Raw genomic sequence first — 24337 nt, 5'->3', positions numbered from 1 at the left:
GACCTGTGAAAATCAAACCGGAAACGCTGGAGAAGCTCCGTGCGATCCTGAAGCATGACTTTGGCTTGGACGTAAACGACCAAGACCTGCACGACATCGCCTTCAATCTGGTGAGGTACTACGACGCGCTGTCGCGGTTTTACCTCGAGGACATCACGAGCGGCCGCACGCTCATCGAACCGTATGACACCAAACCAAAGCGAACAAAAGCATAAGGTCCGAGACTACCGCGAAGCTCCGTTTGCCTATCAAGACAAGCCGGCTTTGCGGTACATGCGACAGGAATGGATCGACAAGCGCGTAAGCGATGATGCGTACCGCAATCTGCGGAATGTCTACTGCGCTCTGACTGAGATCGCATCGAACAAAGCGAGCCAAACCATCGAGGCGTCGAACCGGACGCTCTTGCTTTACTGTGGCCTCAAAGACTGGCGCACGATCAAGAAATGTCTCGACACGCTCGAAGCGTGGGCATTTATCGTGACCACGAAAGTGCGTGGCGCGGATGCCAAGTTCAAGCCACGAAGCATCACCTTGCTTTCCGTCCTACATCTGGCGCAGGATGGCGGCCGATCTGCACGAAATGCCGGCCGGCACGCGGCGCATACCGCATCGCACGGAGAAGATAGAGAAGCTAAGGGTTCAAAAGAAATTAAAGAAAATTATAAAGAAGTTAACGGCGCGAACCTCAAGAAGATCAACGACATGAAAGCCAAGCTGGTAGCAAAAATGACGATGAAAGGCCGGTCGTCATTTAACCGCAACTGACCTTATTTAACCGTTTTTGAGTCACCGGAACCCACCAGTAGCCACCGGAAAATGCTGCAAATACCCAACAAAAGCCAACAAAACCCAACGTTTCGAGCAAAAGACTGGTGGAATGTGGGTAACTCGGGCTTAGCAGCGCAAACGAATAGGCATATGGTGTGTCTGGTACCGAACGTCGAATTCGAACCAACAAATTATTAGCAATTATGACCATGACAATGAATCAAGAAAATCAACCATTGCGAGCCGTGGGGTACGCCCGCGTGTCATCCAAGGATCAGGAGGATACCGGTTACTCGCTTCCGGCGCAGGAAAAGCTCTTGCACGACTATGCCGATCGCAACGGCTACGAGATGGTCAAGGTATTCGCCATCCAGGAATCGGCGGCTGGCAAAATCCAGCGCAAGATATTCCACGAGATGCTCGAATACGTGACCAAGACGAAGATCAACACGATCTTCGTCGAGACGACCGACCGCCTCACGCGCAACTTTGCCGACGTGCCGGTCATCGACGAGTGGATACTGGCCGATGAAAAGCACACCATCCACCTCGTCAAAGAGAGCTGTACGCTCCACAAGGACTCCAAGTCGCACGAGTGGTTTATGTGGCGCGTCAAAGTAGCCACGGCCGAGTACTACATCCGACTCCTTTCCGAGAACGTGAAGAAAGGCCAGAAAGAAAAGCTCGCGCAAGGCTGGCTGCCGAGCAAGCCGCCGCTCGGCTACAAAACCGTCGGCGAGAAGGGACACAAAATCCACGTGCTCGATCCGGATAAGGCACCGATCGTCAAAAGAATGTTCGAACTCTATGCCACGAATATACACTCGACCAAGAAACTGGCCGATGAGATGTACAAGCTCGGCATGCGCTCGCGCGGAGGCAACAAGGTAAGTCACTCGCGCGTGCATCAGCTTCTTGGCGATCCGTTCTACTACGGCATGAACCGCTGGAACGGCAAAGTCGCCCAGGGCGGACATGAGCCGCTTATCACCAAAGAATTATTCATGCGGTGCCAAGACATCATGCACAGCAACGGCACGCCGAGATACAACAAGCACAACTCGCTTTTCAAAAACGTGTTTCGGTGCGAGGAGTGCAAGGGCCGCGTAACGTGGGAGATACAGAAAGGCCATTGGTATGGCCACTGCAATCACTATAAAAACTGCACGCAGAAAGAATATGTCCGGCAGGAGCAGGTCGACGAGCAAGTGATGGAAAATATCGAGCAGTTAAGCTCGAAGCATGACGAGGCCATCGAGCATATGCTCACCTGGGTTCAGGAAGCACTCAAGGAAAGCCATAGCGAGGAAATAGAATTCAGGGAAAAGGCAACCGGCGAGCTGGAGCGACGATATCAGACGGCGACGCAACGGCTCGACAAAATATATGACGATAAGATCGACGGCAAAATAAGCGAGGACTTCTATCAGAAAAAGTACGCGCAGTACAAGCTCGAGCAGGAAGAAGTGATGGATAGCCTCAATAAGCACAAGAACGCTAATCTCAAGTACTTCGACATGGGATCGACTTTCTTGCAGATGGCCAAGGAGGCGCGGAAGATTTACGTAAACCGGAGCACGCTCGAGATGGTCGACGACAAGAAGCTTTTGATGTCGCTGTTATTTTCGAACTCGACGATAAACGGCAAGAAAGTGGAGATTTCATACCATAAAGCCTTCAAAATCATCTCCGACCGTGTCATGCAGATGATGGGAGAAAAAACAGACGAAAAAAGAACTTTCGAACCGCCAAAAAAGCCCGTCAATAAAGGAAAAACACCAGCTTTCGCTGATGTTAATCCTATCTGGCTCCGCGGCCAGGACTCGAACCTGGAACCAACTCCTTACATCGCTCCTTCCATTACTGGCAGGGATGGACTATATCATCACCCCGAAGGGTGCGAGGCGCTTCCCGGGAAAGACAAAGATTAATCCGTCTTTCCAAGTACTCTCTTGCGAGATAGTCTCTACACCTTTCCCGACATTCGGGACTTGGCTCGGGATTGCCCGCGATTTCTCGCTCGGGGTTCCCCGAATTCACCTCGTTCTTCGACCAAAGTTTCCTTTGGAAGCTGCGTTTGCCACAGGGAGCTGCTCTACCATTGAGCTACCGCGGAATGTTTGTGCCCCGCATGCGGGACTTCTGCATTCTAGCGGAAAAGGAAGATTCGGCAATAACACGGTTCGGGCTGCTGCTTGACGGCAAGCAGGGTTCGGCCTAGAATCCGAGCAGTCTAGTTGGTGCAACATGTAGCGAAGAGGATGCCATGGCCAAGAGAATGATAGTGATTCATCTTGCGCGGACCGCGTCGGAAACCGCAGAAGAGTCGCTCTTGATGGAATTCGTTCGAGCAACGCACAAATTCAGGGAGGCAAAGAAAGCTATTGCGGACCGCATAGGTATGCAGGGAACGCCAGCGCGACAGTGTGTCGTGCTTACGTGCCTGCTGGCGCACCCCGGTATTTCCCAGGCCCGTCTGGCGAAGCTCACGGGAACCGACGATTCGACCTTGAATACCATGGTGCGTGAACTCGGCGGGCGTGGCCAGAAATTGCTGACGGCGAAGAAAGACCCCGCCAGTCCCAAGTTCTCGATCCTCACCCTGACGTCTTCTGGCGAATTCGCCGCCAGGCGGATTGTTCGGCTCGTCGGCGCCTTCCAATCCAACCAGTGATCCGCCGCCTATCCGCGCGAACGAGAAGCTCAGTCTTCCCGTCTCGTGCGGGAAGGCGGCTTTTCTTTTCCCCTCTCATATGGTATTATCAGCCCCAATGAGGAAATACGGCGAGGAGGCGAAGATAAGCGAGATGCTGGTGCCTCTTGCCGACTTCCTGAAGTCATACAATAGGGACATGCCGGAGAGCTTTCCGCGCGCAACCACCGCCCTTCTGCGGAAGTTCAAGGAGTCGAACGCCTCCCTTTTTAAGCACGGCGATCTCTGGTCCCTGGACCTCCACCGGAAGAAGATCATTGACTGGCTTCCCCGTGAAAGCGCCGTTTCCTAAAGCGTGCTATACTTGAGGAGTCAACCTGGCGCTGAGTGAAGGGTGCGGAAGAGGGTGTCGATCTTCAGCTTACTGGAATTGATATCTTATTCGCGTGCTTGTGCGCTATCCATCTAAACCACCATCGTATGCAGACAGGAATCATCGCCCGCCTCGTCAAGGAGAAAGGCTTCGGGTTTATCAAAGCAGAAGGCATGGAGAAGGACCTCTTCTTCCACGCCAACGAAGTTCAGGGAATCACCTTCCCCGAGCTTGAGGAAGGAGACACCGTCTCTTTCGAAGTCGGCGAAAGCCCGAAGGGACCGAACGCGGTCAATGTGAGCAAAGTCGAAGCAACCGCATAAATCTTCGTCAGTAACGCAAACACAACGTCCCGGCATTTGCCGGGACGTTGTGTTTGCCGCCGGATACATTCAGCCGGTTCGCAACATTCGTTGCGAACCGGCTTTCAAAATCTCCCATCAATAAAATCGGTTGTAGACTGAGGGATACAGCGGTCTTCCCCAATCGATAGGCAGCTGTCGCCGCAGTCTGGCTTTTTCGCGTTTCGCGGCTTTGTCTTTTCTTGAGGGCCTGCTACCCGGACCCTTCTTGCGATTCGCCTTCCGGCGCTTGTTTGCTCCGCTCATTTGAATTCTCCCACGGTGTGCGGCCTAATACGACACTATCGGCTCCCGTCGTTCCCGTCAACTTTTCTTTTACCCCACTTCTCCCAGATACGGCACCGGCAGGCGTTTCGCGCCGTATGCGCCGCTAAAGAGGCCTTCCTGTGGGTTCCCCTTGCCTTCAAGCGCCGCCGCGCTTGAACCGAGATAGACGGTGCCGGGGCCGAAGCGCCTCGCAAGCGCGTCCACGCTCTTATACAGCCCGCCGAAGCGGTTCATGGCCCCCGGTTCGCTAAAGAGCGCAAGCTGCGGCTTTTCCGCCTTCTCGAGCCCGTAGAGCGTCACGCCGGTGGCCCGGTAGAGGGAGCCCTCCCGGAACAACTCCGGGAAACGTTCGAATACGGCGGCGATGACTTCCTGGGGTGCCGCGGTCGCTTCCCCAAGCTTGAAATGCGTCCCCGCATACCGGAAGCTCTGGGTCTTGAGAAAAAAGGAAACTTCTCCCGCGATAAGCTTTTTCCTCCGCGCCTTCGAGCACGCATTCTCGATATTCTTCGAAAGCGCGGACCGCAGATACTCCGCACCCTGCCGGGGCGCGAACGTGCGCGTCACCTGTATCGAATGCGGGGCCGTATCCGCGCCGCACGAAAGCGGCATGACGGATTCGCCCCGCAGTTCCTGCCACAGCTCGAGTACGGGCTTCGCGAAGCGGGCGCGAACCCATGCCCCGGACATATTCGCGAGATCGAGCGCGGTATGAAGCCCTTCCCCTTCGAGCTTCGCCGCGATGTTCGGCCCTATACCCCAGACCCTCCGAAGGGGCGTCTTCGAAAGAAGCTCCGGTACGTTCTCCGGCGTCACGACCGTGAAGCCGTCGGGCTTCTTGTGCTTTGAGCCGAGCTTCGCAAGAACTTTGGTCGGACCAAGGCCGACCGAGAACGTCATGTTGAGTTCCCGCTTCAGATCCTCCCGCATCCTGCGGACCGCTTCCTCCGGGGGTGTAGCGAGTCCCGTGAGATCGCCGAAGCATTCGTCGATTCCGTATTCCTCGACCAAGGGCGTATAGCGTCTCGCGATCGCGTACATGCGCTTCGAGTACATCTGATACGTCTCATAATCCGAAGACAGAATGATCGCCTGTGGGCAGATGCGCCGCACCTGGGAGAGCGGAACGCCGCGGGTAACGCCGAGCCGCTTGGCTTCATAGCTTGCGGAAGAGACGATGCCGCGCTCCTTGCCCGTGATAACCGGCTTCCCCCTGAGCGCCGGATTCTTCGCGATCTCGCAGGAAGCGAAGAACGCGTCCCCGTCGACATGAAAAATGGCGCGGACAAGAGCGCGCTCCATACCGTCAGTATTTACGCACCACCGCGGTCACCACCGCCTCTATGCTCAAAGCTTCCTTCGGATAAATAGGTTTGAACTTTTCGTTCGCGGGGTCGAGATAGTACGCGTCGCCCTTCTTCCGCAGGTATTTCATCGTGTATTCGCCGTCGATCGAGGCGACGACGATTTCCCCCGGCTTATAGGTCGCCCGGCGCTCGACGACGACCAGATCGCCCGGGCGGATCCCCGCGTCGATCATGGAATCGCCCTTTACCTTGAGGATATAGGTCGACTCTTTTCGGGGCGTGAGGTATTCGTCGAAATCCATCACATCGAGAAGCTCTTCTTCCGCGGGCGACGGAAAGCCCGCTTCGATGAGGCCGAGAAGCCGTACGCCGGAACTCCGGAGCCGCTCTCCGGGCGAGAGCTTGCCGCCCGCGTCCTTCTCCACGATGCCGTCCTCGACGAGCTTGCCGATCAGCTTATACGCGGCGTTCTTCGACTTGAACCGCGCGAGCTTCATAAGTTCTCCGTATCCCGGGAGGCGATAGTGCTGCTCGTAGAAAGCGACGACTTTCTCCTTCTGCGCGCGGTAGTCGCTCATGCATACATGATAGGTGAACCACGGTTCACCGGCAAGTGGATAACTCCTCCGCACGCGTTTCGGCTAGCACCACAGGTGCTTATAGATATCCTCCTCCGCAAGACCGATATTGCGCACCAGAAAATCTCCCACGAAATCCCGCAACAGGAATTTGTTGACTATGGCATGCCTTGGAATTGTGGCGCACTTGCCGGAAACAAGATGTACTGCTTTCGTATGCTTGCTGCCGCTGTACCTGATTTCAAACCCGCCAATCTTTCGCAAGGCCCTGAACACATCCTCGGGAGTACAGGCCGCGAGCTTCGGTTTGCCGATCCTCGCCATATCCTCCCTGGTTTAGCAAACCTCAAGCTGGTTATCCTTGAGGGTAAGGATTGCTTCGCTCTTTCCGGTAGCGCTTGCCTGCCGTTCCATGGATACGAGCTTTCGGAACATGTCTTCAAGTTGTATGTGGGTGTCGGACAAGGGAGAATAGTAGCCTACCTCGCTCCTGAATTCTTCGGGAACCTCGAAGTGCGTCTGCACCGCGTCGTTCACCATCGGAACGAGTTCGGTTATATTAGCCGCCTGCGTGTAGCAGTGCTCCAAAGACCCGTCGTCCGCGGAAATGCGCGCCCAGAGCCCCTCTTCCGAGGATTCGATCGATACCTTTATCCTTTGCGGCAGCCTGGACCGGTATTCTTTGATGGTCGATTCTCTGGTGTTCATGGTTTTCATCTTATCGCATGCAAGGATGAATTTGTAGGGAAAGCCCGGATTATTCCAATACCGACTGGATCACAAACAGCAGCACCAGGGCGCTCCCGAGGATAAGCGTAAAGCCGCCCGTGAAATGGAAGAATTCCCTGATCCAGGGACGCGCGCTTCGGGACTGTCCGTAGGTGAGCTTCATGGCGAAGGCAGGGTGAGTCCGGTAAGGACATTCGCGCTTGCCGCATCAGCCGGGATTTCAAGCGGAGGGAATGCCAGGCTCCGGTTGAGAAGCCCAAGACCGAGCATCACCGCTATCACGACGAGACCCGCGGTAAGGGCGCTAAAGCGCGGGAGCTTAAGGTGGAATACGAGCCCGAGCCCGATCGCAAGGAGAAAGGCGAGGATGATCGCGCCGAACGCGTAAGCGGAGAACTTAAGCGGCGAGGCGAGGACTGCGGCAACCGGGGAAACGCGTTCGTCCTGCACGCCAAGAACGACCGGTTCCGTCGCGCCTCCCTTTTCCGTCACGACCGGAACCGTAGCGGGGACTGCTGTCGCTTTCGCGATCTCCGGGGCTTTGAGAGCCGTCGGAGCAGGCTGTGCCGCAAGTTTCGCGCCGCCTGCGGGCTTTGCGAAGAATTCCACGACGAAGAGCGTGGACTTGCCCTCATAGGTGCCGGTCGCCATCCCGATGCCGATCGACGTAAAGTGGGTGCCAAGGATGTTCGCGCGGTGCGCGGGCGAAGCGAGCCAGGCGTCGACGAGCTGCTCGGAGTCGCCGAAGTTGACCGCGAGGTTTTCCCCGGCATAGGTATAGTCGTAGCCTGCGGCCGTAAACCAGTGCCACGGGAGCGTCCCGTCGGGGCTCACATGCGAGAAATAGCCCTTGGCGGACATGTCGTCGGCCTTGGCCTGCGCCGCGCGGGCAAGCCCGGGGTCGGGCGTGAGAACGGCGAGATGGCTTTCGCTGCGGGCATCGTTCGTAAGCGCGGTCACGACCCCCGGAAGGACGCTTGCGAGATAGTCGCTTTGCCTGAACGTGATGAATTCCTGGGCGAACACCGCTCCCTCGATAAGAATGGCGAGGATGAGGACGCCAAGCACCGCTTCGCGCCTGAGGAGATGCGGATGGCGGTCGTTCTCGACCGAAGCGACGAACGTATGCTTGAGGTGTTTCCACCAGGGCTTTCGGGGGCTCGCCATGTTGGCATAAGCATGACACGAAAGCGCCCGCTTTACAAGCGGGCGCTTTCGGGAGGGGATAACTTCCCTGCTCTTTACGGCTTAAGGGTGCCTGCCTTTACTGCCGCGTCATAGGCGGCCTGGAGTTTCGCAAGCTGCTCGAGAGCTTTCGCAAGCTGTGCCTTTGCTTCAACCGAAGCCATTGCCTTCGTTTCGTCAGAGGCAGTCGGAAGGCTGCCGGAATTGAGAGCTGCGCGGGTCAGCGGCCCTACATAGCCTGTTGCCGGAACGCCGTGCGCCGCCTGCCAGAGTTTCACTGCCGCGAGCGTCATCGGCCCGAAGTATCCGGTCGGGGCGTCTATTTTGAGATAGATGTCCGCGATAAGGGTTTCCTGGAGCGCGGTGACCGCATCCCCGGTCGAGCCGACCGTGAGATCGGTCGAGAAGTTGAAGGCGGATGCGCCGAGCACCTGGCCGCCGGTCGTCGTCGTGACCGTAGGCTGAAGCTGGACGCGCACGCTCTGGCCGCTCCTGCCGTAGCCGAAGGCCGTGCCGAACCCGACGCTCGAAAGCACGAGGACGAGCGTCGCGAGAACGGCCGATTTCTTGATTGAAAAGCTTTTCATGCGAAATAAAATAAATTGCGATCCGATAATATTCCCCCTATACTGTCGTGATCGAGTATTGCACAATCCCATGAAGAACGCAAGGCATCCGGGGTTTCGGGCTGGGGGTAACGGCTGCGCGGCCTGGCTCGTCCTCTCGCTCCTTCCGGTCCTTATTCTCGCGGGGGCTTTCTTTCGTTTCTACGGCCTCTCCGCGCAATCCTACTGGATGGACGAAGGGTACACGATAAATGCCGTGCTTTCCGTAAAGGAGCACGGCTCGACCGTGCTCGATTCGGGCAAGCAGTACTCCTGTCCTACGTACTGCTACCCGACCGCCGTTATCGCGCAGGAATTCGGAGACGGCCCGTTCTCGTACCGTCTCCTCGCCGCGATCGCCGGGACGGCCTTCATTCTTGTCGCGTATCTCGCGGGAGCCGGCATGTTCGGGCGCTTCGCGGGACTTGCCGCAGCCGCCTTCACCGCCCTTTCGTACTTCCAGATCGCCTGGTCGCGGCAGGCTCGCTGGTATACGCTTTTCGAGCTGTTCTTCTGGCTCGCGCTCCTGTGTTTCTACCGCTTTCTCTATGCGGGCGGAAGCCGGGCATCGCGCGTTATGTACGGCGCCGCCACCTTCGTTCTGTCCGCCCTCGCGATTCTCACGCACGGCCTTGGCTGGCTTTTGCCGGGCATCTTTATCGCGTGGTTTCTGGTTGACCGCTGGATTCTTAGAAAACTCTTTAGGCTTCGCGAGGCGGGATTCGCAGCGCTTGCCTTGGCCTGCGCGGGTGCCGTCGGCTGCGCGTTCGCGCCCGCTTCCTTGGCAGGACTTATGAGCCATATAAGTTTCCACTACGAACTTCCCTACTACCTGAGCTTCTACCTCCGCTCCTATTGGCCGCTCCTCCTTCTTGCCCTGGTCGCGCTTGCGCGAACGCGGGAGGACCGGCGCGGCGTATGGCTCCTTCTCTTCGCCCTTCTCGCGTATCTCCTTCCGCTCGGATTTCTGACGGGCATCGTGCACTACCGCTACCTCTTCCACCTCACGCCCGTCATCTTCATTCTCGCCGCGCTCGGGACTTCCGATCTTATAAGCTTGGCGCGCCCGCGGTGGCAGAAGATAAGTATCGGGCTTCTCGTTGTTCTGGCCTTCTTTGCCTCGGGTACGGGCGTATGGAAGCCCGAGAGCCTCTACTTCCTCGAGTCGGACGATCCTGCGGCGCTCGCCGCCCGCCCCTACTACGCCTATACGCCGCAGCCGGACTGGACGGGAGCGTACGCGTACATCAAGTCGCACCGCGTCCCGGGAGACGCGATCGTCTCGTCTCTCCCTCAATTCACCAAGATATTCCTCGGCGAGCCCGGCTATTGGGTGCGGTATGACTATCTGGGTTTTGACGATCCTGCGGCGGTTTCCCCCGACGGGCGCGAATCCTATGTCGGAGCAAGGGTGCTCGACGGACTCGCCCCGCTTCAGGCGCTCACCTCCTCTTCGCGCGGCTACCTCGTCCTTGATACGCTTGCCCTGAGCCCCGGCCGCCTTCCGGAGGAGGAAACCGCCTATATCCGGGAGCATTTTACGGAGGTGTTTTACAGCAAGACGAATTCTTATTCCGAAATCTGGGTGTATCGGTTCTAGGCAGGTCCCGGCGTATTTGTATTTTCTGGACCGAGAGCTTATTTTGTTATCAGCGCTTGTGAGGACCTAGTTCTCCCACGGTTACTACATACACCGTAGCCAAGCGCCGACTAACTCCGCCACGCAAGTGGCGGAGTTAGTTTCGTTGTTCAAGCTGCCGCACGGCTTCCGTAAGCGCGGCGAGAGCGGATGTAATTCCGTCGAGTTTGACGGCAAGCGCGCTTACGGAGTCCGCGCCGTCAATCCGCTCCTGCGCAAGCCCCGCGGGAACCCCGCACCGCGCGCATTGAACGAACGCGAACGCGGTTTCGCGCTCAAGCCCCTTTCGTTCGAATGAAAATGATCCGCATCTTCCGCACGTGGATAGCATGTCGATGTCGTTATCGTTCCTTGTATGAGGAATGTGATAGCATCCCGCGTATAAGATTTTTATAAAAAGCGATGAGTGAATTCGCAGATTCGCCGCTAACCGTTTCTCCTTCTCAAAATGCGTTCTTTTCGGTACTCCTCGTAGACGCTCCGCACGATGAGTTTTTTGAGCGGCTCATAGTCCCCATAGAGATCAATCTGGCAAAGCGCTCTCAGATACATTTTCTTATCCTCACCTTCATATTTAACTTGGCTCGGAGGGAGCCCGTATCTGCTGAGTATAAGATTCGTGAGGAGCCGGGACATGCGGCCGTTCCCGTCGCAGAACGGGTGTATTGCGGCAACCTGATGCTGGGTCCAAGTCGCTGTGTCAAAAACGGAGGTCCTCCATTTTCTTGTCTGCGTGACGGTATTCCCTTTGGCATGCGACGGGAGTACTGACAACTGCGCGTCTAGGATTTTCCAGAATTCATACATCTTTTCCTGTACAACCCTCCCCGGAGGAGGTTCCAGGCATTCCAACTTCTTTATATCCTCCCCGGCAGTGCGAAAACGACCGGCCATTGCCGGGGCTACGGACTCGAACATGGTCCGGTGGATGCGCAATATAGTATCGAGGGTGATGCGTTCCCTGCTCTCGCCGATTTTCTTTGAAAGCGCGATAGCTTTCCAGAAGCCGCGCACTTCGCGGTCTTCGAGCTCATCCTTGTCTTTAGGCGGCCGAAATCCGTCGGCCATAGATGGCGTGTTCTATTTTCTTTTCGCTGAGGCTGCTGCCTTCCAGCTTGCTGGAATAATACAAATGCTCGATCGCGCGTCCGTTGTTAAGTTTCGCCTGCTCAAGCGGGGAAAGGCGGGGCAGTTTGCTTATCTCTATCTCAAGCTGCACCAGCTTTGAAATAAGCGCGTCCGAGGCGGGAACCCTCTTTCGGTTGTTCGTTTTCATGCATTATTTCTCCGTTCCGTGGAAAGCGGACGAAGCTATGTATGACTGCAGTATAGCGCGCGCAAGTGAAAAATCAATGATCGTGGGGATAGCGGCAGTTCGGATATTGCGCTGGTATCTTTGGTGTGGTCTCAATTATATGGGATATTAAGGACGAGATGCATTGCAGAAATCGGAGAATCGTGGCTAAATGCATTGCATGGACGCAAACGGCATATACGAGCGCGTAGCTAGCTACGCGGCAGCGGCCCTTCACAGGGCCGCTGCGGAAGTTACGCGCTTCATTAGAGAGACTCCTGCGAGATTCCGGCGGGCCGTCCGGACTCTCGAGTTCTGGCTGACCTTTGCCGCGTATGCCATCCCGCTCGTTTTCCTTCTCTATGTTCTCTACGTCAATTTCCTTCCCTTCGGGTACTCGAAGAACTTTACTATAGAAGTGGGCTCTCCGGGCGATACGTCGGGTCCTTTCCGCCTCGAGCCTTCCCGGCAGCTAAGCGAGCGGAAGGTTGACGAGAACGGAATTCCCTATCGGGAGCTCAACGGGCTTGTCATGGCCACGTTCGATCCAGGCGTTGCGCTTAAGAATGCGCGGGTGACGGTTTCCGTCGAAGGCGGACCGGGCATCGAGGTTATCCCGCCGCATCTTGATTTCGATCCGGACTCGGTGGACTGGGATTATTCGTGGGATTTCTCGACGAGTACGCCGGGCGATCTTGTCGGCGATTCCTTTCACTTTGACGGGTGCGAGTATTTCGACGGGAAGAGCAAGCTCGAGCTTCCCGGATCTGCCGATATGTTCGAAGACGGACCGTTTACGGTGTATGCCGAGTGGACGCCGGAGGACCCGACGCAGGGTTTTCAGGAGATTGTGGGGCATTATAATTGGGAGCTGTTGCAAAATAAAAGTACGGTATCTTTTCAAGTGGGACGTATGACCGACGCACAAGGTCCATTTTATGTTATTACTTATCCAATTAAGGAAGATTTTTTTAATAGCAAGCACAGCGCTTTCGCTACGTATTCTCCTTTTCCAGACACGAGCGCCTATATCGAACTGTATATTGATGAAAATCTAGTTGGAAGAACGTATATAGAGACCAGTACAATTTGGAAGGATTATAATGGTCATCAAAACTTAACTTTCGGTAAGGCTGGACATGGGACAGCCACTTTCTATCGTGGATGTTTATATAAAATAGGTTACAGCCCACTAAATTTGATTAATAAGTATGCAAAATATAAATATGAGGTAAGCGGAGCTACGTTAAATTCCGTGTTGGTCAAAATACGCAAAAAAGCTTGAGGTATCGAGCCCTTTTGCCTGTTTTGAACGCGAATATACAAACACTTGTTTAATTGGCGGGAAAAACGTATTTTTCAAGAACCTCTCCGGGAGCAACGGACCTGTTCCGGCTCGTATGTACGGGCTGGAATTTTCGCATTTAAAGGAATACCGCTTTCTCCGGTACGGAAAGATACCAACACGAATGGTTACTTAACTCAGGTAAGCGGGTCACAGACGAGTATACCGATAGCGAGTGGCACATCTACAAATCTTTCAAAGATTAACCTAAATGTTCAGTAGAAGCAAAATATTCAGGTTACTTAAAGTACTTGAGACTCGCTTTCTCACGCCTTTTCTTCTTACTATTTCAATAGTACTGTTCTGCATTGCGTGTTTCGGACTCGATTTTACTTGGTTTATTCCTAAAACATTTCTATTAACATGTGGGATAGTATCTAGTTACGCAGCTTTTCTTAATTGGTATCGTAGTTTTACCTCTAAAGTCTTAGATAAATATGTTTTTATTGTAGCTATTACCTCATTATGGAGCTGCTTAACTTTTCTGCTTCTCTTAGATTTAAATAAATTATTTAGCTTTGTTGAGACAACTAATCCAGACTCAGCATATTACGCAGTTCTTATTGGCATTTGTGCAGGTATTCTTGTATACCAAAGGTCTTTCTTGCATAAAATAAAAATAGATCCTCATGTGATTGATAAAGTGGATAACAGTCCTATATATATTGTTCTTATTGTTTCGATATTTGTAATAAATTTAGGAATGGTTGTCTATCAATGGCCTTTTATTCATTCCTTTTGGTTAGATGAATGGATATCGATTAAAACCGCAAGCATTTATGGCACTAGTTCGTTTCCTTATTTTCCATCAGAGAATCCTATATCATCCGGATTTATTTATTTCTTTTTTCTACATATAGCAAATGTATTAACTCATAATTATTTGCACGCTGGTCGATTCTTAAATCTTTTATTTTACCTTGGCGCACTATACCCTTTATTTTCTTTAGCAAAGAAGTATACAAATTCAAGGACTGCCTTGTTAGCACTATTAATTTACTCTACTTCTTACTTTCTACTTACATTGGAAAACGAGGTTCGTGGATATATTTTTAGCGTAGCATTATTTTATCTATTCTTATTTTTGATCGTTTGTATTCAGCAAAGGATACTTAAATATATTCTATCTGCCGTAGCGCTTGCTATCTTATTAGATAATAATCTCACTAATATCTGGTTTGTTTTTACGGCTTACCTCACTTCTTTTCTGTGGGTTATTTTAAATAGAAAGCGGGAGTTTTATCAGGTATTTTTCTTTATTTCTTTAGGCTTACCTGTGTGCGCTCTACTGGCTTATAAGGGCAATCCTGCTGACGCCATCGCTTTCTACTATCATGGTTTAATCGGCGGTCTTCCTCCGTGGGCAAGTTATAGAGAAAGTGTTTTTTATCCGTATTCTTATTCATGGGGTAATATAGCAACCATTTTAGTAAATACGATTGCATTATCAGGTATTATAGCGATGCTGTTATATGCAAGAGATAAGTTTCTTAAGAATAAACTGATCTATCTCATAATATGGCTTGTGGTGTCTTACATTCCTATTATGCTAGCAGGTACACCTGCTGGGTATCGGTACTTTTTTATTACATCTCCTATCTGGGCTTTGGCAATTGCACTAAGTGTTACTGAATTCTTTAAAGGTCTTTCGTTAGGGCAGCGAATTGCTTTTGGAACAATTATTGCCACCTCTCTTTTTTCGGTAGGAATATTGAACGCTCAAGACGTTATGTGGTCTAAAACTTTAGATTTCTCGCAACCAGCAAATTTTATTAAAAATGCTCTACCTAAGGACACAATCGTAATTCCAAATTACATGGGGGTTCAAATTGGCGATTACGGATTGCCAATTAAATATATTTTGTACGACGAAGAGATTTTCTTTTATAATGAAAACGCTGGAAATTATGGAAAAAAAAATGTGCTGGGTAATGTTTTTAACGCAAAGTCGGGCAAACATTTCATCTTGGACGCAAGTTATATTAATATTCAGGATCTCGAGAATTTGATGAATAATGAGCCTTTTAGCGTAGTTGTTTTTATCAGGCCGTGGCCCTCAGACATTACACAGAATACCTATAATCAGCTGTCAGCTGTCGGCTTTAGGGAAGTGCCTAATATGCAGCCGTTTCGGCTGTTTGTTCTCGAGAAAGAATAGTTTTATAAAAAAATATAAATAATAAGTCAGAAGGTATACGGGTCAGTAGAATTGAGAATATAAGTCCGTAGAAACCGAAAGCTGAGAGAAAAACGTAATTTAATATTACATGCAAGATGCCGAAACCAATAAGAAAATAAGCGCTTATCTTCGCGTGGCCCGTATATACAGCAAAGCCCGAGGGCACTATACTTGCACATAAGTAACTAAACAGTAGTAAAGAATATAAAGGAATAATATTTATCATTGTCTGATCGTAATATTGAGGAAAAGCGAACTGAATAACGTACTTGCCAAAGAACAAAAAGGCCAGACTGCCAATCAGCGCAATAATTAAAGAGAGTACAATATATTTATTTAGCTTTATTAGCAAAAGTTTATGTTCCTTCCGACTATGGATTCCCGCAATTGTGGGGCCGATGACGCTCGCTATAATAAGGGGAAGAGTTCCAACTATGCTAAAAAGCCTATTGAGGATCTCAATATAGCCGATATCTTTGATATAACCAAACGAACCAAGGAAAATCGTATCAATTTTTCCAAAGAAAAAGAATCCCACACTACCAATTCCAACAATAACCGAGTACTTTAGTATCATTTTAATTACCTTCCAATTAATTTTGAAAGCAAAATCCCTATAGCCTATAACGAGACCTGCCAATAGTACGAAGTAGAACACATCTTGCGCCAGTAACGCCCCTAAAAGACCCTGTGTTTTTACCAAAAAATAAGCTAGTGGTACAAAAAGGCAGGCAATGACAGCTGATATCAAAGTTAAAGAGCGGAAACGTCTTAATCCGCGATATATACCATCATAGAGCGAAACGAGAGGGGTAAGAAAAACAAGAGGTAAAACATATAAGACCGACTCAAAATGATTGCCGAGGTATAATGAGCCAAATATAAGAACAATAATGGATGTAAGCAATCCGAACCCAAAAACAGTGATACCGGCGTTGAAAGGTATGGCTCGCAATTTTTCTTTATTGGTAACATTATATTCAGCAACATATTTGGAAGTTGCCGAGGAAATACCGAAATCCCCGAACATTACTAAGAATAATACTATCGCCAGTGTATAATTATAGAAACCGAATTCTATCGGAGAAAGAAAACGGGCGCATAGGATGAACAGAAAAAGAACCATTCCCTGTTGACTCGTGATTTGAAGTATCCTCCAACCGAGATTGTGGATAGTCGACTTATGTTCGAGGTATAACTTTGCTAGAGCCATGGAAATTTTCTCTTCAACAAAAACAAGCAAGTATAAAATGAATGCAAGGGCGTGTGACAACTCAATACAAATCCAACATACCCGTGTGTAAAAGAGCCTTTTATGATGTATCCATAGAGTAGTCCATAGAGGGGTATGCTCAGGATTGATAACAGCGGGTGATGTTTTATCAGAAGCAATCGGCCTGACTCTTTCGTGTCTTTACTCGGGAATACGCAGTTATATGTTGGAATAGCACTCAGTGGTCCATTTAATATGGAGGCGCTTACCCTACCCCACTCCTTATCTTTGCGAAGGTATTTCTTTAGTAGCTGAGTTGGGGAGTTATATTCTTTTGTGTCATGCAATAATTCGAGACTAAGATCTTTTTCGCTTCCTCTTGTCTCTGCCTGAATATGAGGGAATCCCACCGCATACATTTTACTCTTTCTGAATAGAATACGCTTCACAAGCCAATTAGATTTGGTACCGTTTATATCTGTAACCCATCTGAAAGTATATGCGTCAACTTCTGGATCGTTTGTCAATTCTCCTAATGCACTGCGCAGGCCTTCCGATAATCTCTCATCAGCATCTATTTGTAAAACCCAGTCATAGTTGCTTTGTGCAATTGCGAAAGGCCGATGTGGTTCTGCGTTGCCGAGTCGCTCTCGGGTAAATATCTTACACTCATACTTTGCACAAATCATTAACGTATCATCTGTACAAGGACCGTCGTGAACGACTATTATTTCATTAACTACGTCACGCAGACTTTTCAAACAAGCCTCTATTTTCTCGCCTTCGTTATATACAACCAAATATGCAGAGATGTTAGATTTGGGCATAGATATTGTCTAATCGTTTCAAATACTCAGGCAAGGAGTATTTTTGTAAATCCCGTCTTCCTTGCTCAATAAGAGCTTTCCGCAATGTTGCGTTGTCTCGTAAAAGCTGGATTTTATCAGTCAGTGCCTTTATGTCTTTGTTTGGGAACAACAAACCATTTTTACGATCCTCGATAATTTCATTCAGCCCTGGAACATTCGACGCTATAACAGGCACTTCCATCGCCATTGCTTCGATTTCTGTAAGCCCCATTGTTTCAAAATGAGAAGGAATTATAAAGCAGTTCAACACAGCATAAAAGTCAGTCATATTTGACTGATACCCAAGATATATAACCTGCTTTTCAAGCTGCTGTCTCTCCAATTGAGAAAGTAATTGTGGTCTATCAATACCGTCGCCCGCAATAACAAACTTAATGTCTCTGTCCTCCCTTAATAAGACAGCGCTACCTATAAACTCTTTCCATCCTTTCGCTTCTACTATTCTTGCCGCAAAGCCAACTACAAAATCAGTTTTCTTTAAAGCGAGCTTGGTTCGTGCTTGAGAAACGTTGACCGAGGATACGTCAAATTTACTTAAATTAACAAAGTTATACAGAAGTTGAATCTTTCGTTTAGGAACATGAGCTCTTTCAAATAAAAAACCTTGAGCCATTTTAGATATAGCTATAAAGTAATCTACCTGAGAGATACTACAGAGTAAGAATAGGACATATGCGAACCAGTATTCATTAGGTGCTCCATGACGATGGAAAATAAGTTTTAGATGCTGAAAACAGAAGACTTTCAATATATATCCACACATCTGTGATCTGAAAAGGTGACAGTGCAATATATCGATATTGTTCTGGCGAATAATTTTATAGAGATCAAAGAACGGGAAAAGTGAGTATTTGAATTTAGAAGTCGTAGGAATTACGTTAGGATGCACAATATCAACGACATTACCTTTTAAACGAAGTGGGTATAAATAAATATTGGTATTGCCGGGTTGAAATTCAAAAATATCTTTCACCAAACTAGCGGCCCCACCGAATGTTAACGAATCTATGAGATGAAGGACTTTCATTGTAAGTATCGTGCACCAATGTTCATTAAAGAGAAGTCCTGCATATTTACTTTAGTGTTATTATAAAGAGATTGTCTTAAATGTATGTTCAAAAGATCGGACAATGCATTTGTATCATTATAAATTATAGTCAGATCGCTCTCAGTGCGAATCAAGTCTCGTTGCCCCCCGGTATCCGTCGAAATAATCGGCAACCCGACCTGCATCGCCTCCTGAAGCACTATACCGAAGCCCTCATGCACGGATGAGAGGACATATACGTTCGCATTCGAGAGATACTGAAACTTCCTCTCCTCGCTCACCTGTCCCGTTAAGTGTATACGATCCCCGATGCCAAGCTCGTGCGCAAGCTTAAGCAAGTTCTCCCGTTCCGGGCCGTCGCCGATGATAAGCGCGTGTATCTTCGGGTTCCTGATCTCCGCAATGCTCCTGATAAGGAAGTCGAAGCCCTTGCGCGGCACGAGCCTCCCCACGCTCACGGTATAGAACAGATCGTCTGAAAGCCCCAGTTCGGCCCGTGTAGCAGGACTGAACTCGAACGGCTCATACGGGAGCGGGATGATGTCGATGTCTTTCCTCGGATGATAGTACCTGATCGCGTTCTCCTTCGTATTTGACGACTGGGCAACGACCCGGTCCGCATGGTTCATGACGAACCGGACCGCGCTTCGCATGAGCGCGCTTCGGTGCGGCGAGCTTTTCTTCGTCGGGTCATAAATGTCACCGCCGTGGAGCGAAAGGATATTCCTGATGCCGAAGAGCTTCGAGAGCGCGAAGCCGAGAGGGCCCGTAGGGACGGCGAAGTGGGTATTGATGAATGCGTAGCGGTTCTTCCGGCAGAGACGGACTCCCTGGCAAAATGCCGCGAACGGAAAGAGAACGAGCGAAAGCATCGTTGCGGTGGCAAGGCCGGTGCGGCCGGGAACGTATACGCGATACACGTTAATACCGTCCACGACTTCGGACCGCTTCAGGCCCGTATACGAGCTTGTGAGGTAGTCGACCTGGCAGCCGTTCTGGATGAATCCCTTCGCAAGCACTTTAGCCGCCACTCCTCCGCCTCCTCCAAGCGGCGGGAATTCGTAATTAAGGACGAGGATGCGTTTCATATGCTCCCAAAGCGAGGCCCGGCTTCCCCGGGCGCCAACTCACTTCCGGACCAGCGGCCGATGCGGGCCCCGCAGGATTTGCACTCTATCTCGCTTATGCCGTCATAAAATTCGGGGTGGTTGAGCCCGTGCTCAACTAGCAGTATATTCTGACTTCCGCACTTTTTGCATGGACTCCAATCCATATAGCAACAACATTATTTTCTGGTAAGCGATTCGGGAACAAAGCCGTTCTTCGTGAGTGTTTCGAATATGCCGCGCAGCAGGTAATTATTGACGAACCCGATCGTATAGATACGCCCGTTCTCCTTAAGCGGGCGCAGCATGCCCTTATCTTTAAGGCGCTTGATGATGCGCGAGCGCTGCAGGGGCGTTTCCTGGCCGATAATAGCCTCCAGATCGACTGATTTGACGCTCATCTCCTCGCTTTTGACCACGGCAAAGAGGATTTCGTATTCGCGGGCGGTGATATGCTCGCGCTCTCGCGCATACGAAAGCACGGGCAGCAGCAAGTTTTCGGTAAGGTAGGCCTGGTCGAGCAGGCGATCTATCTTCTCTACTTCCCGCTGTAAGCCCTCAAGCACGTACGAGCACCACTCAAGTGCGCCTTCTCGCGTGCCGGAATCCGCCCGCGCGAGCATATCGTAATAGCGTTCGCGGTCCATACAGAAAATCGCCGTAGGATTCAGAATGCGCCCGACTTTCACTCTGAAGCCTTGCTTAATAAGCAAGGCGTACGTGAACAACCGGACCGTACGACCATTCCCGTTGTCGAAAGGATGAATCCACGCCAGGCGGTGATGTGCAAGCGCCGTTACCAGAAGGTCATTCTGGCTGTCGACCGGTGCGTTCACGAAATCGAGCAGTTCCCTCACATATTCCGGAACCTGTATCGGCTCCGGCGGGACAAGGCCGGATTTCTTTATCGCTACCGCCATGGACCGGAACACTCCAGGCGTACGCGAACCTTCGCCGCCTGGCGGCGGCGGAAGAGTGTTTACGATACTGTGGTGGATTTGAGACAAGTGCGCCCGTGTCAGCGGCATCTGATCGGTAATGACGGTTTCGATGAAATCGATAGCGCGTTCAATATTCAATATTTCGCGCAGCTGATCGTCCCCGGCTTCTTCCGATGTGCGGTCGATGATCTTCTCGACAAACTCGGCAAGCGTCGTGTTGTTTCCCTCGATGCGCGCGGAACCAAGGCTCTCCATCATGTGAAAAATATTTTTCAACTGAAAGAAAATATAAGGAGGCACAGGTCCGCCGAGTTTTTTAACGCGAAGCTTCTCAAGTTCAAGAATCGTCCGCGCGAGCGCAGAATCCCAGTCCGGTTTATAAAGCTCGAGAGGGATGTTTTTGAAGGAGTTATTTTCCGGAGGCATACTTATTATGTATCATATAATGCCAAGATGTTCAATAAATATAGCCTATTTATCCACAAGACTAAATCCATTATTTATCATCAGGGCTCCGGCGTATTTTCAACCGGCTAGGTCCTGATAACCTCCCGCACGTCATACCGCTTCTCGTTCATCGAGGTATTGAGATACACCCGCATCAGGAGATCGATGATCACGCCGAAGCTGAACAAAAGGATGGCGGCCAGAAGGAAGAAGAACGTGAGGAAGAACCAGCCGTTCCTGTTAAGCGAGAGCCCGAGGAAGAGCTTGCCGTAGAGGGTCCAGACGAGGGAGAGGAAGCCGAGCGTGAAGGACGCGAGGGAGAGATAGCCGAAGAGATGGAGCGGGCGCTGGGAATACTTGTGGATGAACCAGATGTAGAGGAGGTCGATAAGGCCGCGGACCGCCTTCGACGCCCCGTATTTGCTTATGCCGTGGATGCGCCTGCGGTCCGACACGGCGATCTCCCCGATCCGGAAACCCTTCCAGTGGAGAAGGGCGAGGATATAGCGGTGCATCTCGCCCTGGATATCGAGGCTCTTCGCCGCCTCGCGCGTATAGACGCGGAGCGTGCAGCCCGTATCGTGCACGACGTCGGAGATAAGGAGGCGGCGAAGCGCGCGGCCGACGCGCGTCAGGATCCGGACCGAGTGCTTGTCGGCCCTCGACTTCCGCCACCCCGCGACCACGTCGTATTTCCCTTCCTGTAAGACCGCGAGAAGGCGCGGTATATCCGCGGGGTCGTTCTGGCCGTCGCCGTCAAGGGTGATAACGGTCTCCCCTTCGGCGGCCTTAAATCCGGCATCAAGCGCCGTAGCCTGGCCGTAGCGTCGGCGCAGGTCGAGGATGGTCGCGCCGGAAAGGGCGCGGAGCTCGGCGAGGGAGGGGTCGGTCGAGCCGTCGTTTACATACACGATCTCGAAGCTTTCTCCGAGATTCCGGAAGACGGAAACAAGCTCCGCGTGGAGCGCCGCAAGATTCCCGGCTTCGTTGTAGACGGGAACGATGGCGGAATAGATTGTTTCTTCTCTCATATGGCCGCTATTTTACCACAAGTATAAAACTAAGTCCACGCGGAGAACAGCACAGGCGTCTCTGAACTTCAGAGACGCCTCGTCTTGTAGAAGATAACGATTATGCCGACCGCAAAGAACAGCAGGAGCATGCTGGTTATAGTAAAGGCGGCGTACATCGTGACCGCAAGCGCGATAAGCATGTACAGGCACCATGCGTGAATTGCCCACATCAGAACCTCCATACTAAGGTGTCTTTCGTAACCATAGCGGATTCCGGAAGTTTTTCAATCCGCATTATGCGTGCGGATGATACTATCTGGATATGCGTCTCGTTCTCTTCATCCTATTTCTCCTCTTCACTACGCCTGTTCTTGCCGCTTCCCTTCCCGCGGGCTTCCAGCCGGGCACGCTCTGGATCTCCAAAACAACGCTTGGCGACGGGGACAGCGCGGCTTTCTATACGGTCGTCTATAACTCAAGCGCCGCATCCCTTTCGGGCGACGTCGTCTTCAGACTCGACGGCGGCACGCTCGGCACGAAGCATTTCAATCTCGGCCCCGGGACGACGCAGGTACTTTCACTTCCGTGGACCGCGAAAACAGGCGAACACCGGGCCGTTGCTTCGATCGAGAACGCGAGCGCCGAAGGTGCCCTGTCAACGACGAACACCCTTACGCTCACCGTCGCTCCTCCCCCGCCGCCTTCGCCCGTTGTCGCGGCCGCAAGCGCGGCAGCCGACACTATTGCGGCGAATGCCCCGGCGGTCAAAGCCGCGGCCGGCACCACGCTGGGGACGGTCCGAGCGGTCCGCCAGTCGGCCATCGATACGATCGGGCGCGCGATCGCGCGAAGCAGCGGTCCGGCCGCATCCGGCGAAATTCTCGGCACCTCGACCCAAAAGACCGTTCCCGTGCCGCAGGATTCGGGCTGGAAGAAGGGCCAGGCGGCACGCGGAATCCTTGGAACGATCGGCAGCGCATGGACCGGAGTCCTCCACGGCGCGCTCGTCGTCTTCCAGTCGGACATTCTCTTCTGGATCGCCTTCGTCGCGATCCTGTATGTACTGTTCCGGGTCGTACTCCTTATGTTCCGCGAGCGGAGGCGCAAAAACAGGCCGTAGAAGCTGGTTTGCTATACTGGGCGCAATGAAAAGGATTCTCCTGGTCGACGATAATGATATCGCGGCAGGGAGCCTCGGAAAGCTCCTGACGCTTTCAGGCTATGACGTTACGCTCGCCTATAGCGGTACCGAGGCGCTCGGGAAGTTCTCTGCCGTAGAACCCGGGACCGTCATTCTCGATATCGGGCTCCCCGATATCGAAGGATATGAAGTGGCGAAGCGGCTTCGGGAGTCGGCGGCTGGAAAGCCTTTCCTCCTCATCGCGCTCACGGGCTACGGCCAGGAGGGCGACAAGGAAAAGGCGGAGGCTGCGGGCTTCGACCACCATCTCACGAAGCCTATCGGCCTCTCGGAGCTCCTTCCCCTTCTTGAGGGGATTCCGGGGTAGAATGCAAGCATGAACGGCTCGCGCTCAAACCTCATTCTCGTCATTCTCGGCTTCCTTGCCCTGGTAGCGCTTGCCGTCGCAGGCGCAAGCTACGGCTGGTACCGCTATCAGGCCCTCGCAAACGACCTCGCGGCTTCGAAGGAGCAGGCGGCGAATCTTTCGACCGAGCTCGCGCAGGCGAATGCCGACCGCGATTCCCTCTCCGAGGCGTATGAAACGGAGAAAGGCAAAAACAAGGAATTCGAGGATCAGATCGGCGAGATTTCGCATACCGTCGGGACGCTCACCAAGCTCTCGAAGATCGATCCGGAGCTCCTTCAGAAATATTCGAAAGTCTTCTTCCTGAGCGATAACTACGTTCCCGCCGACCTTACGGATATCGATACGAACTACCTTTTCGACCCCAAGAAGCCCGCGCAGTTCGAAGAACACGCGTATTCCTTCCTGCGGGACATGATCGATGATGCGGAAGACGACGGTATCGACTTGCGGGTTATTTCCGCGTACCGCTCGTTCGGAACCCAGGCCGCCCTCAAGTCGAATTACGTCGTCACCTACGGCACCGGAGCCAACAAGTTTTCCGCGGATCAGGGATATTCCGAGCACCAGCTCGGGACCGCTCTTGACTTCACGACCCCCGAGCTCGGAACCGCCTTCGACAGCTTCGCGGCCACGAAAGCGTACGCCTGGCTGGAGAAATACGGCTACAAGTACGGCTTCATACTCTCCTATCCGCAGGGCAACACGTACTATCAGTTCGAGCCGTGGCACTGGCGCTTTGTGGGCGTAAAGCTCGCCCGGTACCTCCACAACCAGGACAAGAACTTCTACGATCTCGACCAGCGCACCATCGATTCGTATTTGATAAGCATTTTCGACTAGCAAGCACATACGAAAAGCCGCTC

Annotated in this window: 29 protein-coding genes; 12 read left to right on the top strand and 17 right to left on the bottom strand. The window is 51.9% G+C overall.

The annotated features are described in order from the left end of the window. The first annotated feature begins 5 nt into the window (after positions 1–5). The 6 genes from WDN10_00920 (at position 6) to WDN10_00895 (ending at position 4120) form a co-directional block, all read left to right on the top strand. A complete protein-coding gene (locus WDN10_00920) occupies positions 6–215 on the top strand; it encodes a hypothetical protein (GenBank protein MEJ0053277.1) in 210 nt (69 codons plus the stop codon). Continuing rightward, complete coding sequence (locus WDN10_00915; GenBank protein ID MEJ0053276.1) at positions 184–768, top strand: hypothetical protein; 585 nt, start codon at positions 184–186, stop codon at positions 766–768. The genes WDN10_00920 and WDN10_00915 overlap by 32 nt, the downstream gene beginning before the upstream one ends. Before the next feature lie 218 nt (positions 769–986). Next, a complete protein-coding gene (locus tag WDN10_00910) occupies positions 987–2702 on the top strand; it encodes a recombinase family protein (GenBank protein ID MEJ0053275.1) in 1716 nt (571 codons plus the stop codon). A gap of 335 nt (positions 2703–3037) precedes the next feature. Beyond that, positions 3038–3445, top strand: a complete 408-nt coding sequence (locus WDN10_00905; GenBank protein MEJ0053274.1) for a winged helix-turn-helix transcriptional regulator — start codon at positions 3038–3040, stop codon at positions 3443–3445. Between the two features lie 97 nt (positions 3446–3542). Next, positions 3543–3776 (top strand): hypothetical protein, encoded by a 234-nt coding sequence (locus WDN10_00900; GenBank protein MEJ0053273.1) that lies wholly within the window; start codon positions 3543–3545, stop codon positions 3774–3776. Between the two features lie 128 nt (positions 3777–3904). Continuing rightward, complete coding sequence (locus tag WDN10_00895; GenBank protein MEJ0053272.1) at positions 3905–4120, top strand: cold shock domain-containing protein; 216 nt, start codon at positions 3905–3907, stop codon at positions 4118–4120. A gap of 354 nt (positions 4121–4474) precedes the next feature. Here the strand turns inward: WDN10_00895 and WDN10_00890 are convergent, their stop codons facing one another. The 7 genes from WDN10_00890 to WDN10_00860 form a co-directional block, all read right to left on the bottom strand. After that, entirely contained in the window at positions 4475–5728 is a 1254-nt protein-coding gene (locus tag WDN10_00890) for a DNA polymerase IV (protein ID MEJ0053271.1), read from the bottom strand. Between the two features lie 4 nt (positions 5729–5732). After that, positions 5733–6311, bottom strand: a complete 579-nt coding sequence (locus WDN10_00885; protein MEJ0053270.1) for a LexA family transcriptional regulator — start codon at positions 6309–6311, stop codon at positions 5733–5735. A 63-nt stretch (positions 6312–6374) separates the two neighbouring features. After that, entirely contained in the window at positions 6375–6635 is a 261-nt protein-coding gene (locus tag WDN10_00880; GenBank protein ID MEJ0053269.1) for a hypothetical protein, read from the bottom strand. A gap of 12 nt (positions 6636–6647) precedes the next feature. After that, on the bottom strand, positions 6648–7019 hold the full coding sequence (locus tag WDN10_00875; protein MEJ0053268.1) for a hypothetical protein: 372 nt from the start codon (positions 7017–7019) through the stop codon (positions 6648–6650). A 49-nt stretch (positions 7020–7068) separates the two neighbouring features. Continuing rightward, a complete protein-coding gene (locus WDN10_00870) occupies positions 7069–7203 on the bottom strand; it encodes a hypothetical protein (GenBank protein MEJ0053267.1) in 135 nt (44 codons plus the stop codon). Beyond that, positions 7200–8207 carry a CAP domain-containing protein gene (locus tag WDN10_00865; protein MEJ0053266.1) on the bottom strand — a complete coding sequence of 336 codons (1008 nt, stop codon included), beginning with the start codon at positions 8205–8207 and terminating at the stop codon, positions 7200–7202. Before WDN10_00865 ends, WDN10_00870 begins: the two co-directional genes overlap by 4 nt. A gap of 74 nt (positions 8208–8281) precedes the next feature. Beyond that, positions 8282–8812: a peptidoglycan-binding domain-containing protein gene (locus WDN10_00860; protein ID MEJ0053265.1), complete on the bottom strand. Its 531-nt coding sequence runs from the start codon at positions 8810–8812 to the stop codon at positions 8282–8284. A gap of 70 nt (positions 8813–8882) precedes the next feature. Here WDN10_00860 and WDN10_00855 point away from each other — a divergent pair, with 70 nt between their 5' ends. After that, entirely contained in the window at positions 8883–10430 is a 1548-nt protein-coding gene (locus WDN10_00855) for a glycosyltransferase family 39 protein (GenBank protein ID MEJ0053264.1), read from the top strand. Between the two features lie 136 nt (positions 10431–10566). Here the strand turns inward: WDN10_00855 and WDN10_00850 are convergent, their stop codons facing one another. The 3 genes from WDN10_00850 to WDN10_00840 all read right to left on the bottom strand — a co-directional run bounded on the left by WDN10_00850 (position 10567) and on the right by WDN10_00840 (position 11745). Then, entirely contained in the window at positions 10567–10800 is a 234-nt protein-coding gene (locus tag WDN10_00850; GenBank protein MEJ0053263.1) for a hypothetical protein, read from the bottom strand. Between the two features lie 95 nt (positions 10801–10895). Then, positions 10896–11537 (bottom strand): Fic family protein, encoded by a 642-nt coding sequence (locus WDN10_00845; GenBank protein ID MEJ0053262.1) that lies wholly within the window; start codon positions 11535–11537, stop codon positions 10896–10898. Beyond that, positions 11512–11745, bottom strand: a complete 234-nt coding sequence (locus WDN10_00840) for a hypothetical protein (GenBank protein ID MEJ0053261.1) — start codon at positions 11743–11745, stop codon at positions 11512–11514. The genes WDN10_00845 and WDN10_00840 overlap by 26 nt, the downstream gene beginning before the upstream one ends. Positions 11746–11944: 199 nt before the next feature. Here WDN10_00840 and WDN10_00835 point away from each other — a divergent pair, with 199 nt between their 5' ends. Continuing rightward, positions 11945–13048: a hypothetical protein gene (locus WDN10_00835; GenBank protein ID MEJ0053260.1), complete on the top strand. Its 1104-nt coding sequence runs from the start codon at positions 11945–11947 to the stop codon at positions 13046–13048. Between the two features lie 664 nt (positions 13049–13712). Further along, entirely contained in the window at positions 13713–15266 is a 1554-nt protein-coding gene (locus WDN10_00830) for a glycosyltransferase family 39 protein (protein ID MEJ0053259.1), read from the top strand. Here the strand turns inward: WDN10_00830 and WDN10_00825 are convergent. The 7 genes from WDN10_00825 to WDN10_00795 form a co-directional block, all read right to left on the bottom strand. Then, on the bottom strand, positions 15223–16500 hold the full coding sequence (locus WDN10_00825; protein ID MEJ0053258.1) for an oligosaccharide flippase family protein: 1278 nt from the start codon (positions 16498–16500) through the stop codon (positions 15223–15225). The genes WDN10_00830 and WDN10_00825 overlap by 44 nt on opposite strands. Further along, positions 16491–17327, bottom strand: a complete 837-nt coding sequence (locus WDN10_00820; GenBank protein MEJ0053257.1) for a glycosyltransferase — start codon at positions 17325–17327, stop codon at positions 16491–16493. Before WDN10_00820 ends, WDN10_00825 begins: the two co-directional genes overlap by 10 nt. Then, entirely contained in the window at positions 17314–18396 is a 1083-nt protein-coding gene (locus WDN10_00815) for a glycosyltransferase (GenBank protein MEJ0053256.1), read from the bottom strand. The genes WDN10_00820 and WDN10_00815 overlap by 14 nt, the downstream gene beginning before the upstream one ends. After that, positions 18393–19505, bottom strand: coding sequence for a glycosyltransferase (locus tag WDN10_00810; GenBank protein MEJ0053255.1), 1113 nt, complete (start codon positions 19503–19505; stop codon positions 18393–18395). The genes WDN10_00815 and WDN10_00810 overlap by 4 nt, the downstream gene beginning before the upstream one ends. 197 nt (positions 19506–19702) lie before the next feature. Further along, a complete protein-coding gene (locus WDN10_00805; GenBank protein MEJ0053254.1) occupies positions 19703–20890 on the bottom strand; it encodes a Fic family protein in 1188 nt (395 codons plus the stop codon). A 107-nt stretch (positions 20891–20997) separates the two neighbouring features. Next, entirely contained in the window at positions 20998–21942 is a 945-nt protein-coding gene (locus WDN10_00800; protein ID MEJ0053253.1) for a glycosyltransferase family 2 protein, read from the bottom strand. A 68-nt stretch (positions 21943–22010) separates the two neighbouring features. Continuing rightward, positions 22011–22166, bottom strand: a complete 156-nt coding sequence (locus tag WDN10_00795) for a hypothetical protein (GenBank protein MEJ0053252.1) — start codon at positions 22164–22166, stop codon at positions 22011–22013. Positions 22167–22246: 80 nt separating this feature from the next. Here WDN10_00795 and WDN10_00790 point away from each other — a divergent pair, with 80 nt between their 5' ends. Genes WDN10_00790 through WDN10_00780 form a run of 3 tightly spaced genes read left to right on the top strand, consistent with a single transcriptional unit; the run spans position 22247 to position 24314 of the window. After that, the gene (locus WDN10_00790; protein ID MEJ0053251.1) at positions 22247–23044 is read left to right on the top strand and encodes a hypothetical protein; all 798 of its coding nucleotides are present in this window, start codon (positions 22247–22249) and stop codon (positions 23042–23044) included. Positions 23045–23069: 25 nt separating this feature from the next. Continuing rightward, complete coding sequence (locus tag WDN10_00785) at positions 23070–23432, top strand: response regulator (protein ID MEJ0053250.1); 363 nt, start codon at positions 23070–23072, stop codon at positions 23430–23432. A 9-nt stretch (positions 23433–23441) separates the two neighbouring features. Beyond that, positions 23442–24314 carry a M15 family metallopeptidase gene (locus WDN10_00780; protein MEJ0053249.1) on the top strand — a complete coding sequence of 291 codons (873 nt, stop codon included), beginning with the start codon at positions 23442–23444 and terminating at the stop codon, positions 24312–24314. Positions 24315–24337: the final 23 nt, after the last annotated feature.

The sequence above is a fragment of the bacterium genome, assembly GCA_037200965.1.
Taxonomy (GTDB): Bacteria; Patescibacteriota; Minisyncoccia; order Phycocordibacterales; family Phycocordibacteraceae; genus C7867-001.
The sequence above is the reverse complement of the archived record's forward strand: the minus strand, read 5'-3'. Positions and strand labels throughout refer to the sequence as shown.

Excerpts from the sequence above, each read along its gene's own strand:
- WDN10_00910 (MEJ0053275.1), top strand. The coding sequence starts at position 987 with ATGAATCAAGAAAATCAACCATTGCGAGCCGTGGGGTACGCCCGCGTG.
- WDN10_00785 (MEJ0053250.1), top strand. The coding sequence starts at position 23,070 with ATGAAAAGGATTCTCCTGGTCGACGATAATGATATCGCGGCAGGGAGC.
- WDN10_00845 (MEJ0053262.1), bottom strand. The coding sequence starts at position 11,537 with ATGGCCGACGGATTTCGGCCGCCTAAAGACAAGGATGAGCTCGAAGAC.
- WDN10_00870 (MEJ0053267.1), bottom strand. The coding sequence starts at position 7,203 with ATGAAGCTCACCTACGGACAGTCCCGAAGCGCGCGTCCCTGGATCAGG.
- WDN10_00885 (MEJ0053270.1), bottom strand. The coding sequence starts at position 6,311 with ATGAGCGACTACCGCGCGCAGAAGGAGAAAGTCGTCGCTTTCTACGAG.
- WDN10_00820 (MEJ0053257.1), bottom strand. The coding sequence starts at position 17,327 with ATGCCCAAATCTAACATCTCTGCATATTTGGTTGTATATAACGAAGGC.
- WDN10_00825 (MEJ0053258.1), bottom strand. The coding sequence starts at position 16,500 with ATGGCTCTAGCAAAGTTATACCTCGAACATAAGTCGACTATCCACAAT.
- WDN10_00865 (MEJ0053266.1), bottom strand. The coding sequence starts at position 8,207 with ATGGCGAGCCCCCGAAAGCCCTGGTGGAAACACCTCAAGCATACGTTC.
- WDN10_00805 (MEJ0053254.1), bottom strand. The coding sequence starts at position 20,890 with ATGCCTCCGGAAAATAACTCCTTCAAAAACATCCCTCTCGAGCTTTAT.
- WDN10_00810 (MEJ0053255.1), bottom strand. The coding sequence starts at position 19,505 with ATGAAACGCATCCTCGTCCTTAATTACGAATTCCCGCCGCTTGGAGGA.
- WDN10_00875 (MEJ0053268.1), bottom strand. The coding sequence starts at position 7,019 with ATGAACACCAGAGAATCGACCATCAAAGAATACCGGTCCAGGCTGCCG.
- WDN10_00905 (MEJ0053274.1), top strand. The coding sequence starts at position 3,038 with ATGGCCAAGAGAATGATAGTGATTCATCTTGCGCGGACCGCGTCGGAA.
- WDN10_00855 (MEJ0053264.1), top strand. The coding sequence starts at position 8,883 with ATGAAGAACGCAAGGCATCCGGGGTTTCGGGCTGGGGGTAACGGCTGC.
- WDN10_00880 (MEJ0053269.1), bottom strand. The coding sequence starts at position 6,635 with ATGGCGAGGATCGGCAAACCGAAGCTCGCGGCCTGTACTCCCGAGGAT.
- WDN10_00780 (MEJ0053249.1), top strand. The coding sequence starts at position 23,442 with ATGAACGGCTCGCGCTCAAACCTCATTCTCGTCATTCTCGGCTTCCTT.
- WDN10_00790 (MEJ0053251.1), top strand. The coding sequence starts at position 22,247 with ATGCGTCTCGTTCTCTTCATCCTATTTCTCCTCTTCACTACGCCTGTT.
- WDN10_00895 (MEJ0053272.1), top strand. The coding sequence starts at position 3,905 with ATGCAGACAGGAATCATCGCCCGCCTCGTCAAGGAGAAAGGCTTCGGG.
- WDN10_00890 (MEJ0053271.1), bottom strand. The coding sequence starts at position 5,728 with ATGGAGCGCGCTCTTGTCCGCGCCATTTTTCATGTCGACGGGGACGCG.
- WDN10_00915 (MEJ0053276.1), top strand. The coding sequence starts at position 184 with ATGACACCAAACCAAAGCGAACAAAAGCATAAGGTCCGAGACTACCGC.
- WDN10_00860 (MEJ0053265.1), bottom strand. The coding sequence starts at position 8,812 with ATGAAAAGCTTTTCAATCAAGAAATCGGCCGTTCTCGCGACGCTCGTC.
- WDN10_00800 (MEJ0053253.1), bottom strand. The coding sequence starts at position 21,942 with ATGAGAGAAGAAACAATCTATTCCGCCATCGTTCCCGTCTACAACGAA.
- WDN10_00840 (MEJ0053261.1), bottom strand. The coding sequence starts at position 11,745 with ATGAAAACGAACAACCGAAAGAGGGTTCCCGCCTCGGACGCGCTTATT.
- WDN10_00850 (MEJ0053263.1), bottom strand. The coding sequence starts at position 10,800 with ATGCTATCCACGTGCGGAAGATGCGGATCATTTTCATTCGAACGAAAG.
- WDN10_00835 (MEJ0053260.1), top strand. The coding sequence starts at position 11,945 with ATGGACGCAAACGGCATATACGAGCGCGTAGCTAGCTACGCGGCAGCG.
- WDN10_00795 (MEJ0053252.1), bottom strand. The coding sequence starts at position 22,166 with ATGGAGGTTCTGATGTGGGCAATTCACGCATGGTGCCTGTACATGCTT.
- WDN10_00815 (MEJ0053256.1), bottom strand. The coding sequence starts at position 18,396 with ATGAAAGTCCTTCATCTCATAGATTCGTTAACATTCGGTGGGGCCGCT.
- WDN10_00900 (MEJ0053273.1), top strand. The coding sequence starts at position 3,543 with ATGAGGAAATACGGCGAGGAGGCGAAGATAAGCGAGATGCTGGTGCCT.